Consider the following 14,053-nt stretch of genomic DNA (forward strand, 5'->3'; position numbering starts at 1 on the left):
TTGCATTTCAGCAGGTGAAATTTCGTTTTATTGCATGAAATTGGCGCTTGCGCACTGGCTTGGCCGTCTAATTTGCTGTCTTATATAAGATTCCGCGCCATCGTGTACACAAATGGCGGCAGGACAGTCTAAAATACGTGGTGGGCCAAGCACGGCGTCACCGCCGGTACACTAGCCGTCCAAAGCAAGGTCAACCACCCTGTGTTTGGAACGAAGAAAGTTAACCACCAAGCATCACCGCATACAAGGGACTGAACATGGCAACACAAAAATCCAAGATCATCTACACGCTGACCGATGAAGCGCCCATGCTGGCGACGTATTCCCTGCTGCCGATCATCAAGAAGTTCACTGCGCCGGCCGGCGTCGACGTCGTCGCCAGTGATATTTCGGTCGCCTCGCGCGTGCTGGCTGAGTTCCCCGAGTACCTCTCCGACGACCAGAAAGTCCCGAACACCCTGGCCGAGCTGGGCGCCCTGACGCAAAACCCCGACACCAACATCATCAAGCTGCCGAACATCAGCGCTTCGGTAGGCCAGCTGGTATCGTGCATCCGTGAATTGCAAGGCCGCGGCTACAAGCTGCCGGACTATCCGGAAGACGCAAAAACCGACGAAGAAAAGGCCCTCAAGGCGCGCTACGGCAAATGCGTCGGCAGCTCGGTCAATCCGGTGCTGCGCGAAGGTAACTCCGACCGCCGCGCACCAAAAGCGGTGAAGGAATTCGCCCGCAAGCACCCGCATTCGATGGGCGAGTGGAGCCAGGCATCGCGCACCCACGTGTCGCACATGCATCATGGCGACTTCTACCATGGCGAAAAATCGCTGACGATTGCCGCCGCGCGCGACGTCAAGATGGAACTGGTCACCAATTCCGGCAAGACTATCGTGTTGAAACCGAAGGTCTCGCTGCTGGCCGGCGAAATCATCGACAGCATGTTCATGAGCAAGAAAGCGCTGCTGGAATTCTACGAGAAGGAAATCGACGACGCGTTCAAGACCGGCGTGATGTTCTCGCTGCACGTCAAGGCAACCATGATGAAGGTCTCGCACCCGATCGTGTTTGGCCACTGCGTGCGCATTTTCTACAAGGATGCGTTCGAAAAGCACGCCGCGCTGTTCGATGAACTGGGCGTGAACGTCAACAACGGCATGGTCAATCTGTACGACAAGATCGAAACCCTGCCGGCGTCGAAGAAAGAAGAGATCCTCAAGGACCTGCACGCCTGCCACGCCAACCGTCCGGAACTGGCGATGGTCGATTCGGCCAAGGGCATTACCAACTTCCATTCGCCGAACGACATTATCGTCGACGCGTCGATGCCAGCCATGATCCGTATCGGCGGCAAGATGTGGGGCGCCGATGGCCGTCCGAAAGATGTCAAGGCCGTGATGCCGGAATCGACTTTCGCACGCATCTACCAGGAAATGATTGGTTTTTGCAAATGGCATGGCAACTTCGATCCGAAGACCATGGGCACCGTGCCGAACGTGGGCCTGATGGCGCAGCAAGCCGAAGAATACGGCTCGCATGACAAGACGTTCGAAGTGTCGGAAGCCGGCGTGGCCAACATTACCGACATCGCCACCGGCGAAGTGCTGCTGTCGCAGAACGTGGAAGAAGGCGATATCTGGCGCATGTGCCAGGTCAAGGACGCACCGATCCGTGACTGGGTCAAGCTGGCCGTCACCCGCGCGCGCAACTCGGGCATGCCTGCCGTGTTCTGGCTCGATACCTTCCGTCCGCATGAGAACGAAGTCATCAAGAAGGTGCAGACCTACCTGAAGGATCACGACACGAGCGGTCTGGACATCCAGATCATGTCGCAGACGCGCGCCATGCGCTACACGCTCGAGCGCGTGGCCCGTGGCCTGGACACCATCTCGGTGACCGGCAACATCCTGCGCGACTACCTGACCGACCTGTTCCCGATCCTGGAACTGGGCACTTCGGCCAAGATGCTGTCGATCGTGCCGCTGATGGCCGGCGGCGGCATGTACGAAACGGGCGCTGGCGGTTCGGCACCGAAACACGTCAAGCAACTGGTCGAAGAAAACCACCTGCGCTGGGATTCGCTGGGCGAGTTCCTGGCGCTGGCCGTGTCGCTGGAAGACATGGGCATCAAGACCGGCAACGACAAGGCCAAGATTTTGGCCAAGACGCTGGACGAAGCCACCGGCAAGCTGCTCGACAACAACAAGTCGCCATCGCCACGCACGGGCGAGCTGGACAACCGCGGCAGTCATTTCTACCTGGCGCTGTACTGGGCCCAGGCACTGGCTGCGCAGAACGACGACGCCGAACTGAAAGCCCATTTCACGCCAGTGGCCACCGCCCTGAGCGAAAATGAGACGAAGATCGTCGAAGAACTGCTGGCGGCGCAAGGCGCGGCGGCCGATATCGGCGGCTACTACATGCCTGATCCGGCAAAAACCGACGCCGTGATGCGTCCTAGCGCCACCTTGAACACGGTGCTGGGCAGCATCTGATAGCGTAGCAAGAACGTGTGGCGCAGAAAGTAAAGGCGCCGCATCACGACGCCGCCGGGAGTGATCCCGGCGGCGTTTTTTTATGGCTTGGTCACCTGAGCCTTGGCCGCATACATGGCCTGGTCGGCATGGCGCAACAGCAGCTGCGTGCTGTCGCCGTGTTCGGGATAGTGCGCGTTGCCGATGCTCGCGCCGATGCGCAGGCAGCAGCCGTTATCGAGCGCAAAGTCCAGCGCCAGCGCCGCATGGATTTTCTGCTCGACCAGCAACACGCCGCTGCCAGGCATGCTGTTTTCCAGCAGTACCACGAATTCGTCGCCGCCCAGGCGCGCCAGGGTGTCGCTCTCGCGCAGGCACTGCCTGAGCCGCGTGGCCACCGCCTGCAGCAGCAGGTCGCCGCAGGCATGGCCATGTTCGTCATTGACCAGTTTGAATCCGTCGAGGTCCAGGAACAGCAGCGACAGCCGTTGCTGCTTGCGCTGGGCATGCGCAAAGGCAGTTTGCAGGCGGTCGTGGAACAGGCGGCGGTTCGGCAGGCCGGTCAGTTCGTCGTGCATGGCCATGAATTGCATGTGGGCATGCAGTTGCTTGCGTTCGATGACGGTGGCGATCTGCTTGGCAACGAACTGCAGCAGTTCCTGGTCCTGTTCCGTATAGGCGCCGGTGTCGCTGCCGCCATGCAGCAACAGCGCGCCCAAGGTGCGCCGCGCGGTGGTCAACGGCACGGCCAGCCAGTGTTCGTGGCCAGGACCGGAACCGAGCAGCATAGGCAGGCCACTGGCCAGTACCTCGCCGGCCAGCAGGCGCGCCAGGTCGCACGGTGGGGCGGTTTGCTGCTCATCGGCGCGCGAGGCAAATTCTTCCGGCTGGCCGTGCTGGTCCAGCAAGGTCATGTACAAGCCGGCCGCCGGCAATAGTTCGCCGAGGATCTGGTGGATATGATGGAACAGGGTTGCCAGGTCTTCGGAGGCGTGGGCCGCTTCGGAAATCGCGTACAGCGCCGCCTGTTTTTGCCGCGCCTGCTTCAATACCGTGATGTCGCGCGCCACCGCCACCCGCAACTGGTCAGCCTCGGACCAGCGGGCCGACCACATGATATGCGCCAGGCTGCCGTCCTTGCGGATGTAGCGGTTCTCGAAATGCGCCTGGGCGTGACCGTCCATGATGGCGCGCGCCGCCGCCACGGTGCGCTGGCGGTCGGCCGGCGCAACCAGGTCGAGCATGACCATGCCGATCATTTCGCGCTGGGTGTAGCCAAAGATGCGTTCACAGGCGGCGCTGACAAACACGAAGCGTCCGTCCGTGTCGACCATGCAAACGGCATCTAACAGCAGGTCGGCAAAGCTGGCCATCGGGGCGCGAATGAGGGGTTCCATCAGCGCATTCTAATGGACATTTCAGCACCGCACAGAAAATGTTCATTATGGAAATAATTTCAATATTTACATTTTCACAGCGCCAGCAGCTGGCGCATGCGTGCGCTGCTGTTCCAGCGCCTCGTAGCCAGGCGCAATGTGAGCGGCCAGCTGCGCCAGCCGCTCTGCCTGCGGCGGGCGCGCATCGCCACCGTAGGCATTGCCGGTGTACTTGGAGTGGAACTGCGAGCGCTGCCGCATTGCGTCGAGCTGCGTCGGCGTGCAGCTTATCTTCAGTCTGGCCAGCAGGTCCGAAAAGACAATTCCGGGCAACTGCTTGTAATTGATCAGTTCGATCCGTCCGGCCGCCGCATGGGCCAGGGCGGCGGTGTAAAAACTGTCCAGCACCAGGCCGGCATAGGCATCGAGGTCGCCGGGGACAATCTGGTGTGCCGGCAAGGGCAGCAGGGCGGGATGGATCAGGCCAGGCACCATCTGCGGGCCGCGCTGGCGCTGGTGCGAGGCCAGCACCGCCTGCGGCTCGCGGTACAGGAACAGGCAGGGCGTCGCGGGGAAGGCTGCCTGCAGCAGTTCCAGGCTGTGGATGTGCCAGCAGTCGAACTTGATGACAAAGTGTTTTTCCTGCCCCGTTCGGCGCTGGCCTAGGGCGCCGATGGCCTGGCGCAGCAGGTCGATGGTAGTGCCGGGCGCTCGCTGGTCATGGTGCAGGCGCAGCACCGAGTCGATGATGGGCGGCTCGGACATGACGATGCATTGCGGCAGCGACGCCAGCAACTGCGTCAGCAGGGTCGAGCCGCAGCGCGAGACGTGGAAAATAAAGGCGTCAGGCGCCGTGACGTGATTGCCTTGCGTGAACTGCGCCAGCGCCGCCAGCGGCGCATGGCAGACCCGGCGTTCGTCGCGGTGCTGGCGTGCCAGCGTGTTTTCAAAGAAGGAATCGGTAAACGCGATGTCCGCCATGTCGCGCCAGGCCAGCGTGGTTTCGCCATGCTGATGGGTGGCGGTGAGCGGATACCAGTTGCGCAGGTCCATGCCCGGTTGCCAGTCGACTTGCAGGCCCCTGGTCAGCAGGCGTTCCTGCACTGCGAAGCCGTTATGCGCGTTCATGCCGCCCCCGCGCGGTAAATTGCATCGAGCCGCTCGGCCTGGGCCAGCACGGCCGGCGCGCCGGTCGCGCGCAGGCTGGCGATGATGTGCTGCACATTGCCGTCGTTGATGCTGGCGTCGCCATACTTGGGCGGCGCTTTCGGCACGAAGCCGGCGCCGGCGAACAACTGTTCCAGCCAGTCGTTGGTGACGCAGTCGATCACCAGGTGCACACGTGGCGCCGTGCCACGGTTTTCCACCGCGTGGCGGCAACTGGCGTCCATGTACCAGGCGTGGCCGGCGCTGAAATGCACGCTGACGCCATCGATGCGGAACAGCACCTGCGGCGAGGTATGGATCGGGATATGAATGCGCGTGACGCCGTCGGCCAGCGCCGTGCCGGCATCGCGGTGCTCGCGGATCACGGCGCCGGCTTCGAGTGCCATCAGGCGCGCGGCGCCGACCTCGCAGTCGAAACTGGCGATCACCTGCCGCAGATACGGGCAGTGCGCCAGGTGCGGCGTGTCGGCATACGCGATGTCGTCAAGCGACATGATATGGCGCGCATCGCCGCCAGCCGAACGCAGCGGCAGCACGCTCCAGCCGTTTTCATACGCGCCAGTGTTGAAATGTGCCAGCCAGTCGGTGGCAAGGAAGCGGGCGATTTCCTGCTGCATGCGCGCCACGTCGAAGAGCATGGGCAGGCGCAGATGGGTGCTGGGCGCCGTCATGGCGCGCTCCAGCGCAATTGTTGCTGGATCGGGTCTTCGCTCTCGGCAACAAAGCCCAGCCGCGCATACAGGCGGCGCGCGGCCAGGTTGGCGTGATTGACGCCCAGGCTGATGCTCCACCGCTGCGCGGCGGCATGGGCCTGCAAGCCGGCCAGCACGGCGCTGCCCGCGCCCTGGCCCTGCGCCTGCGGCAGCAGCGTGATGTCGACCACGCGCAGCGCCTGCTCGCCGGGGTTGACGATCAGCCGGCCGATGGCTGCGCCGCCGCGTTCGATCATCAGGTGGCGCGCCTGCGGATAGGACTGGCGGTAGCCCTGGTCGTGCATGCGCTGCTGCATGGCGATCAGCTGTTCGATGAAGTCGGCCTCGGCCTGCATCTGCAGCAAATCGCCGCGGCTGCTGCGGTACAGCACGCGCACGAAAGCCTGGTCGCTTGCGCTGTCGGCATCGAACTCGCGCAATTTGAAAGGGGAGGGTAAGGAATACACCGGCGCTCCAAAAAAGGGGTGGTTCAAATGGCTGTCTATTTGCTATGCTGCCAATGTTTACGTCGTCTTGCAATCACATTTACAGGATTTCTCCTATGGACATCACTCTTGAACTGGTCTCTCCGCTGGTCGACAGCGTCTTCATGGCCCATACGGCGGCCGGCGTGGTTCCCTTGATCCTGAGCGAAGCGAAGGAACTGCCGCGGCGCGGCTTGCCGGAGCAGTTTCGTACCCCGCTCAGCATGATCTTCGCGGGCCCGGCCGAACTGGTGCTGTCAGACGGCAATTACACGCTCGATCATGCACAACTGGGCCGGCTGGAACTGTACTTGTGGCCGATCTCGGCGCCTTTGCCGGCCAATCCCAGCGAGATCGGCAAGCAGTGCTACCAGGTATCGCTGTCGTGAGCGGCGCCGATCGCGATGCCTGGCAGGCGGAACTGGCGCAGATCGCCCGCGCCATCGCCGATCCGGCGCGGCCACTGGCTTCGCTGATCGGCGAAACCGGGCAGCTGCGCGCCTTTGTCGAGCGCCATTCGCAGCTGTCGATGGCAGGCTCGGACCGCATGACCGAGGGCGAGAGCACCTTGCCCAGCGGCTGGGCGATTTCACCAGTGCAAGCGGCGCTGTGCGCACGCGAACCGCTGCGCAGCGCCGCCTTTATCCAGGGCCTGGCGGCAGCCATCAACGCTGCCCTCGATGCCGGGCGGCCGGTATCGGTGCTGTATGCGGGATGCGGCCCGTTTGCCTTGCTGGCCTTGCCGCTGATGGCGATTTTTTCTCCGCTGCAGGTGCGCTTCACCATCCTCGAGGTGCACCAGGAAGCACTCGACTATGCGCGCGCGCTGATAGAAGAGCTCGGTTATGGCGCGCACGTGGCGGCATTTGTCTGCGCCGACGCCGCCACCTGGCGCATCGCGCCCGACGCGATGCCTGACGTGATCGTCAGTGAAACCATGAATACCGCATTGGGCAAGGAACCACAGGTGGCCATCATGCGCAATCTGCTGGTGCAGGCGCCGCAAGCGGCACTGGTGCCTGCCGCCATCGCGGTACACCTGGGCCTGCCGGGGCGCGCCATGGGCGAGCCGTGTGCCGACTGGGGCCGCATCTTTGAAGTGAATGCCGCCAGCATCCTGGCGTGGCAAGGGCAAAGCGGCAGTTCGCTGCCGGCCGCCAGCATCCGCCTGCCGGCGGAACTGGGAAGCGGCCCGAAACTGCTCACGCGCATCCGGGTGCATGGCGCGATCGTGTTGCACGACTATGACTGCAGCCTGAATCTGCCGCTGCACCTGCCCGGCAAGCCGCAGCTGACGGGATCGGAAACACTGGCCTTTTCCTATCAGCTGGGCAGCACGCCGGGCCTGGCGTGCGAGGTGCTGCGGTGATTCTTAATTACGGGTAGGGAAGTAGCCGTTGACCGCGATCAGGTAATTCATCGCCAGGAACGGTGGCGTCGGCGCGCTCTGCGCCGTCAATGTAACCGGCGTGGTGATCGCCTGGCCGCTACCGGTAGTGGCATTGGTGACGGCCGGATTGAAGCTCACTTGCGCGCTGGCCTTGGCCAGCGTGACACTGCCGCTGGCGCCCAGCGCGGGCAGGTACATATTGGTCACCGAAGTACCCGCCGATGCCGCCGTGGCCAGGTAGCCGCCGGCCGTCGGCCCGGGATCGCTGGCTTCATCGAGGGCGGCGGACAGGCTGACGTCAACCGTCGACGAACCGCTCGACACGGTGGCGGCGTGGGTGTGCGCCGGCAGGTTGGCCACCGTCAGCGTGATGTTGGCGGGACCGGTGCTGACCAGGCGCACATTGGCGCCCAGGGTGTCGCCGTTTTGCGATGCCCGCGTGGGCGCGCCTTGTGCATTGACCGGCGCCGTCACGATCCGGTCAGGCGCGACCGTGTCGTTCAGCGCCACTGGAATGCGCCCGCGCAGGTCTGGCAGCGCAAACGTGGTCTTGCCGTCGCCGCCGAATTGCGTGCCCAGCAGTGCAAACAGCGCGGTGTTGGAGGTGACGTTGAGTATCTGGCCATTGCAAAACATCCAGCCCTTCGGTGCGAAAGGGAATGCCGCCAGCATGATGGTGCCAATGAGTGGATCCATAGTGTCTCCGGTGAGGTGATGGTGTGTGAGATGGTTAGCTGAACTGATGCGACAGATGCAACCGCTGCGGAACCGGGGCGCGCGTTGCATGCCCCGGTTCGTGCTGCGTGGTTTAGTTGCGGCTAGGGAAAATGCCGTCGATGCAGATGATGTACTGTATCGTCTGAAACGGTGGCACGATGGCCACGTTGCCGTTGGTGGTCACGGTAACCGGTGCCACCACGGCCGTGCCGCCGCCGGTATTGCCAACGGTGACCGTCCCGCCGCCACCGCCGCCAGACACTGTTGCCGTGGCGGAATTGAGTTTGGTCAGCGTGCCGCCAGCGGCATACAGGAACGGCGTGCTGGTGCCATCGGTAGCGCCGGCGGCCAGGTAGCCGGCGGCCAGGGGATTTGCCGACGTGCCATCGGCGGTGCTGACATTGATGTCGACGGTGATGGGCGAGCCGCCGCTGCCGGCCGTAAACGTCGCCGGATGGTTGTGGGCCGGCAGGTTGGCGACGGTCAGGGTGGCGGTGGCAGTACCGGTGCCGGACGCGATGAACGTGCTGGACACGGTGCCGCCGGCGGCGCCATTGCTACCCGGAATGCGGCCCGCCATGTTGCCCTGATTCTGGCCGACGGCCACGCGGCCGCGCAAATCGGGCAAGGCAAAGGTGTTGACGCCATCGCCGCCATATTGCGTGCCGAGCAGTGCATACAGGGCGGAGTAAGTATTAATGCTCAACATTTGGCCGTTGCACGACATCCAGCCGCGTGGTGGAAAAGAAAAACCTACGCCAAGAATGGTACCCATAAATGCATCCATGTTTGCTGCCTTTCAAATGAGAGCTTCGATATTATGTGGCCAGGCTCGCCAGACCGGCTTTGGTAAAGTGCGTGCTGCCTGGCTATGTTAATTCAAATTTAAAAACATGATGCTGAAATTTGCACTACGGTGTTATTTTTAAAAATGCAATATGCCATTGCATGGTCAAAATATGTAAACCATAATAATCAATCGCCGCATGCCGCACGTTTTTATCAGTTACGTTGTGGGAAAACGCCCTCCACGGCAATAATGTATTGCAGCGCCAGGAAAGGCGGCGTTGGCGCGCTCTGCGCTGTCAGCGTGACCGGCGTGGAAACCGCCTGGCCATCGCCGGTAGGGCCATTGGTGACGGCCGGATTGAAGCTCACTTGTGCGCTGGCCTTGGCCAGCGTGACGCTGCCGCTGGTGCCCAGCGCGGGCAGGTACATATTGGTCACCGAAGTGCCCGCCGATGCCGCCGTGGCCAGGTAGCCGCCGGCTGTCGGCCCAGGGTCATTGGCCTCATCGAGGGCGGCGGACAGGCTGACATCGACCGACGACGAACCGCTCGACACGGTGGCGGCGTGGGTGTGCGCCGGCAGGTTGGCGACCGTCAGCGTGAAGCTGGCAGCGCCGCTGCTGACCAGGCGTACATTGGCGCCCAGGGTGTCGCCCACCACGCCTGGCCTGGTCGGCGCGCCTTGCGCGTTGACCGGGGCGGTGACGATGCGGTCGGCGGCGACGGTGTTGTTGACCGCCACCGGAATGCGGCCGCGCAGGTCTGGCAGATTGAAGGTGGTCTGGCCATCGCCGCCAAACTGTATGCCGATCAGTGCGTACAGCGCGACATTGGTTTGAATGCTGAGGCTCTGGCCGTTGCAAAACATCCAGCCCTGCGGTGCAAAGGTGTAGGGGCACAACATGACACTACCTAAAATCGGATCCATGCGTGTTCTCTTTCAGATGATGGGAATGAAAAGACAGGCAGCGCGACAACGCAGCCGGGACGATGCCGAGGCTTCTGCGTGCAAGGATCAGCTTGCCTGGATTTGAAAAGAAAAATCCGCATGAATTATGCTGGCGGCATGGGCTTGCATGTTCTTCCTTTCGAATCGGGAATACGGCAGTATCTCGCTGCCGATCACGCGGCGCGGCATGGAGTGGATATATTAATTCAAAATTTTAAAAATATCTATTAATTATCGCTGCCATATTATTATTGAAAAAAATGCAATTACTTCGATGGCAACTGCTTGTGCAAAGCCGGGCATAATCATGGAATGCCGTGCGGCGGCCTCATGTTTCGACCCGGCCTGCCGTTATAGCTGTGTCTGCCTTGCATGCGTCGGCGTGCCTGGCGGTAAATAATTATCAAAAACTGAAAGTTATCAGTTTTGCCCATGCACACGACCGCGTTCAGCAAGGTATGAAGGCCATGACTACTGTTTCTTCCATCGCAAGTTGGAATGCCAACCCCATCCGCGGCGGCACCACCACCAACACTGCCAGCCGTGCAGAGGCTGCCGCCATGCCCGCGACCTCGCCGTCGAGCATCGTCGCGCTTGGCGTCACCGCCGGCCAGGGCGCCACGCCGACAGCTGCCGCACCGCTGCAGTGGGAACGCACCTCACGCGACGCCGTCAGCGACCAGATGGCGAAAAATTTTTCGGCGCAAGGCGCGGCCGGTCGGTTCAACGGGCTGGGCGCGGCGCTGCTTGACCAATTGAAGGGTGGCGTGACGCAGTTGTCGCAAACGGCGCAGCGAGCCCCGGGCGGCGCGCCGGCCGCGACCTATGCCAGCATCGCCGGTGGCGTGTCGGGCGCCTTGCATGGCATGGGCGACGACAAGTTCAGCCTCGGCATCACCACCAAAAGCGGGGTCGAGGTCAAGCTTTCGCTCGACAGCGATGGCGACGCGCTGGCCGTGCAGATGACGGCCAGCGGTGACTTGACCGACGACGAAACGCGGGCGCTGGGCCAGTTGTCGAAAGCCTTCCAGGAAGCGATCGACGGCATGGCGCAGGATCCGCCGCAGCTCAAGCTGACCGGCCTGATGCAGTTCGACAGCAAACAGCTGGCCTCGCTTGACCTGCGCGCGCAGGTGGGCCTGAACACCGAACCGCCCAGCGTGCAGACCTTGTCATTCCAGGCCGACGCCACGCAGCGCAAGGTGGCGTTCAGCGGCGCGGCCGGCAGCGTCGACGTGAAGGTGGACGCCAGCAAGCTGGCCAGCCTGGGCAGCGCCGAGCAGCAGGCGCGCGCCCTGAAAAGCTACATGAGCCAGTTCGACCAGGCAGCCACGCGCGGCCACGCCGACGGCGCGCTGATGACCATGTTCAAGGAAACCTTCGGCGCCCTGCACAGTACCGTCGGCGATGCAGCCCAGCTTTCCACCGGTGGCGCCACGCCAGGCAAATGGCAGCTGGCGGCGCAGGACAAGGCCATGCTGACCGGCCTGGCCGATTTTTTCGCGTCCGTGTCGCAAACGCCGAAGATGGACAATCCGATGCGCCTGTCCGAGCAGGACGCGTTCAACTATGAAGTGGGGCAGAGCACCAGCCTGGGCGGGCGCAGCTACGATGACCGTTCGATTGCGCAGAAGCAGACCAGCGCGCTGAGCGCCAGCTTCCATATGCCGCTGGTGGCCGGTACTTCGCTGCGCCTGACCGGTGACGCCGAATCGCAGAACTACACCTACCACCAGATCGACGACACGGCCAGCAGCCTGGCCAGCATCGCCTACCAGGACGGCAAGCTCGCCAAGGCCAGCCTGGAGCAGTCGTCCAGCCAGTCCACGCGCATCGAGCGCTATGAAATGGGCAAGCTCAAGTCCGATCTCTCCAACCCGAGCGTACACTCGCTGGCGCGCGACCTGTTGGCAGCCTTGGCGCCGTACCAGGCTGGCCAGACGAACCTGAACGCGGAACAAAAGACGCAGCAGCGCACGCAGATGCTGTCGGCGCTGAACGACGATGTGTTCCTGACGGCGACAGCGGGGCGTTAAGCGGGCAGTTGAGTCAGCCCTTTGCGCGGCTTTGCCTGATTGCGTAGCCGATGCCAAGCACGCCCAGCCAGACGGGAATCAGGTAGACGGAAATGCGCAGCCCCGGCGTGAGAAACATGATCACCAGGATGCCGGCCAAAAACGCCAGGCACAGGTAGTTGGTCAGCGGGTAGCCCAGGCTTTGGAACGCGGTGGTCTTGCCCTCGATTTTCTTCTGCGCGCGAAAGCGCAGGTGGATCCAGCTGATCATGGCCCAGTTGATGATCAGGGCCGAGACCACCAGTCCCATCAGCACTTCGAACGCTTCGCCCGGCATGAAATAATTGACCACCACGCAGATGCCGGTGGCCAGCGCCGATACGCCCAGCGCGACCAGCGGCACGCCGCGGCGGTTCAGATGCAGCAGCGCGCGCGGCGCATTGCCCTGTTTCGCCAGGCCGAACAGCATGCGCGTGTTGCAGTACACGCCGCTGTTATAGACCGAGAGGGCGGCTGTCAGCACCACCACGTTCAACGCCGTGGCCACCAGGTTGCTGTCGAGCGCATGGAAAATCAGCACGAACGGGCTGCCGCCGGTGACCACGTTCTGCCAAGGATACAGCGACAATAAAATGCCCAGCGCGCCGATGTAAAAGATCAGGATGCGGTAGATGGCCTGGTTGGTGGCGCGCGGAATGGTGGTGCCAGGGTCGTCCGCTTCGGCCGCCGTGATGCCGACCAGTTCCAGCCCGCCAAACGAGAACATGATCACGGCCATCGCCATGACCAGCCCCTGCCAGCCGTTCGGGAAAAAGCCGCCGTGCTGCCACAAATTGGCCACCGAGGCCTGCGGCCCGGCGTCGCCGGAGGCCAGCAAGTAAGCGCCGAACACGATCATGCCGATGATGGCCACCACCTTGATCAGCGCGAACCAGAATTCCATTTCGCCAAACGCCTTGACGTTGAGCAGGCTGATGGCATTGATCACGCAAAAGAACACCAGCGCCGAGACCCAGGTCGGCACGTCCGGCCACCAGTACTGCACATAGATGCCGACGGCCGTCAGTTCGGCCATGCTGACGAGCACATACAGCACCCAGTAATTCCAGCCCGACAAAAAGCCGGGCAGGTGGCCGCAGTATTTATCGGCAAAATAGCTGAAGGAGCCGGCCACCGGTTCATCGACCACCATCTCGCCCAGCTGGCGCATGATCAGAAAGGCGATCACGCCGGCAATGCCGTAGCCGAGCAGCACTGACGGCCCCGCCATCTTGATGGTTTGCGCGATGCCCAGGAACAGGCCGGTGCCGATCGCGCCACCCAAGGCGATCAGCTGGATATGGCGGCTTTTCAGGCCGCGCTTGAGTTCCGTTGTTTCAGTACCGCTGACTGCCGTCATCTTGTTTTATCCTGTTTTCATGGGTGGCCAAGGCCAGTGATTCTAATGCATGAAACGCATGAACAGCAGGGAAAAGCATGTTGCATTGCGGGCAGGCCAGCCACACCGCGTTCAGGCGGGCCTGGCGCCGGCGATGGCCGGCTCGTAGACGGCCAGGAACTCGGGAGGCAGGCGGCGCGCCCGCCCGCTGGTCAGTTCAATGCAGACCAGTTCCCAACGAGCGCGCACCACGGTGGCGCCGTCGCTGGCGCGCACCAGCTGGAAGGACCGCTCCATGCTGGAGCGGCCATCGCTGGCGCACAGCCAGGTGGCCAGGCTCAAGGCTTCGCCTTCGCGGGTGGGCAGCAGGTAGTCGTATTCGCTGCGGCGGATTGCCATGGCCCGGTCCAGCCGGCGGTAGTCTTCCAGGTCCAGTCCCAGCGCCTTTGAATGCTGCCAGGCAGCGTGTTCGCACCAGCGCACGTAAACAGCATTATTGGTGTGCTGCAGGCCGTCGATATCGCCGGCTTGCGGCGTGACGGCAACCAGGTGAGGCTGCGGATAATCCCAGTTCACGACAGTCCTTGTGCGAGTGATGGTGGCCGGTATTGTAGCCTTGCGCACGCAT

At 62.7% G+C, this 14,053-nt stretch carries 13 protein-coding genes; 4 read left to right on the top strand and 9 right to left on the bottom strand.

Annotated features, from left to right (window positions below):
- The first annotated feature begins 257 nt into the window (after positions 1–257).
- Positions 258–2,489, top strand: coding sequence for an NADP-dependent isocitrate dehydrogenase (locus AC0Z42_RS01840; protein WP_485466520.1), 2,232 nt, complete (start codon positions 258–260; stop codon positions 2,487–2,489).
- 80 nt (positions 2,490–2,569) lie between these two features.
- Here AC0Z42_RS01840 and AC0Z42_RS01845 read toward each other — a convergent pair whose 3' ends face one another.
- The 4 genes from AC0Z42_RS01845 to AC0Z42_RS01860 all read right to left on the bottom strand — a co-directional run bounded on the left by AC0Z42_RS01845 (position 2,570) and on the right by AC0Z42_RS01860 (position 6,170).
- Positions 2,570–3,865 carry a diguanylate cyclase domain-containing protein gene (locus AC0Z42_RS01845; protein WP_485466521.1) on the bottom strand — a complete coding sequence of 432 codons (1,296 nt, stop codon included), beginning with the start codon at positions 3,863–3,865 and terminating at the stop codon, positions 2,570–2,572.
- Between the two features lie 66 nt (positions 3,866–3,931).
- On the bottom strand, positions 3,932–4,972 hold the full coding sequence (locus tag AC0Z42_RS01850) for a hypothetical protein (protein ID WP_485466522.1): 1,041 nt from the start codon (positions 4,970–4,972) through the stop codon (positions 3,932–3,934).
- A complete protein-coding gene (locus tag AC0Z42_RS01855) occupies positions 4,969–5,682 on the bottom strand; it encodes an aspartyl/asparaginyl beta-hydroxylase domain-containing protein (RefSeq protein WP_485466523.1) in 714 nt (237 codons plus the stop codon). The genes AC0Z42_RS01850 and AC0Z42_RS01855 overlap by 4 nt, the downstream gene beginning before the upstream one ends.
- The gene (locus AC0Z42_RS01860; RefSeq protein WP_485466524.1) at positions 5,679–6,170 is read right to left on the bottom strand and encodes a GNAT family N-acetyltransferase; all 492 of its coding nucleotides are present in this window, start codon (positions 6,168–6,170) and stop codon (positions 5,679–5,681) included. Before AC0Z42_RS01860 ends, AC0Z42_RS01855 begins: the two co-directional genes overlap by 4 nt.
- 95 nt (positions 6,171–6,265) lie before the next feature.
- On the opposite strand from AC0Z42_RS01860, the gene AC0Z42_RS01865 reads away from it, so the two are divergent.
- On the top strand, positions 6,266–6,577 hold the full coding sequence (locus AC0Z42_RS01865) for a DUF6916 family protein (RefSeq protein ID WP_485466525.1): 312 nt from the start codon (positions 6,266–6,268) through the stop codon (positions 6,575–6,577).
- Positions 6,574–7,557, top strand: a complete 984-nt coding sequence (locus AC0Z42_RS01870; RefSeq protein WP_485466526.1) for an SAM-dependent methyltransferase — start codon at positions 6,574–6,576, stop codon at positions 7,555–7,557. The genes AC0Z42_RS01865 and AC0Z42_RS01870 overlap by 4 nt, the downstream gene beginning before the upstream one ends.
- Positions 7,558–7,560: 3 nt before the next feature.
- Here AC0Z42_RS01870 and AC0Z42_RS01875 read toward each other — a convergent pair whose 3' ends face one another.
- The 3 genes from AC0Z42_RS01875 to AC0Z42_RS01885 all read right to left on the bottom strand — a co-directional run bounded on the left by AC0Z42_RS01875 (position 7,561) and on the right by AC0Z42_RS01885 (position 10,011).
- Positions 7,561–8,274 (bottom strand): phage tail protein, encoded by a 714-nt coding sequence (locus AC0Z42_RS01875; RefSeq protein ID WP_485466527.1) that lies wholly within the window; start codon positions 8,272–8,274, stop codon positions 7,561–7,563.
- Positions 8,275–8,386: 112 nt separating this feature from the next.
- A complete protein-coding gene (locus AC0Z42_RS01880) occupies positions 8,387–9,082 on the bottom strand; it encodes a phage tail protein (RefSeq protein WP_485466528.1) in 696 nt (231 codons plus the stop codon).
- Positions 9,083–9,297: 215 nt separating this feature from the next.
- Entirely contained in the window at positions 9,298–10,011 is a 714-nt protein-coding gene (locus AC0Z42_RS01885; protein ID WP_485466529.1) for a phage tail protein, read from the bottom strand.
- 488 nt (positions 10,012–10,499) lie between these two features.
- On the opposite strand from AC0Z42_RS01885, the gene AC0Z42_RS01890 reads away from it, so the two are divergent.
- Complete coding sequence (locus tag AC0Z42_RS01890) at positions 10,500–12,068, top strand: hypothetical protein (protein ID WP_485466530.1); 1,569 nt, start codon at positions 10,500–10,502, stop codon at positions 12,066–12,068.
- 13 nt (positions 12,069–12,081) lie between these two features.
- Here the strand turns inward: AC0Z42_RS01890 and AC0Z42_RS01895 are convergent, their stop codons facing one another.
- Entirely contained in the window at positions 12,082–13,446 is a 1,365-nt protein-coding gene (locus AC0Z42_RS01895; RefSeq protein WP_485466531.1) for an amino acid permease, read from the bottom strand.
- A gap of 111 nt (positions 13,447–13,557) precedes the next feature.
- Complete coding sequence (locus AC0Z42_RS01900; RefSeq protein ID WP_485466532.1) at positions 13,558–14,001, bottom strand: acyl-CoA thioesterase; 444 nt, start codon at positions 13,999–14,001, stop codon at positions 13,558–13,560.
- Positions 14,002–14,053 lie beyond the last annotated feature (52 nt).

The organism is Janthinobacterium sp. 1L-D-8-B-C4 (assembly GCF_057291295.1).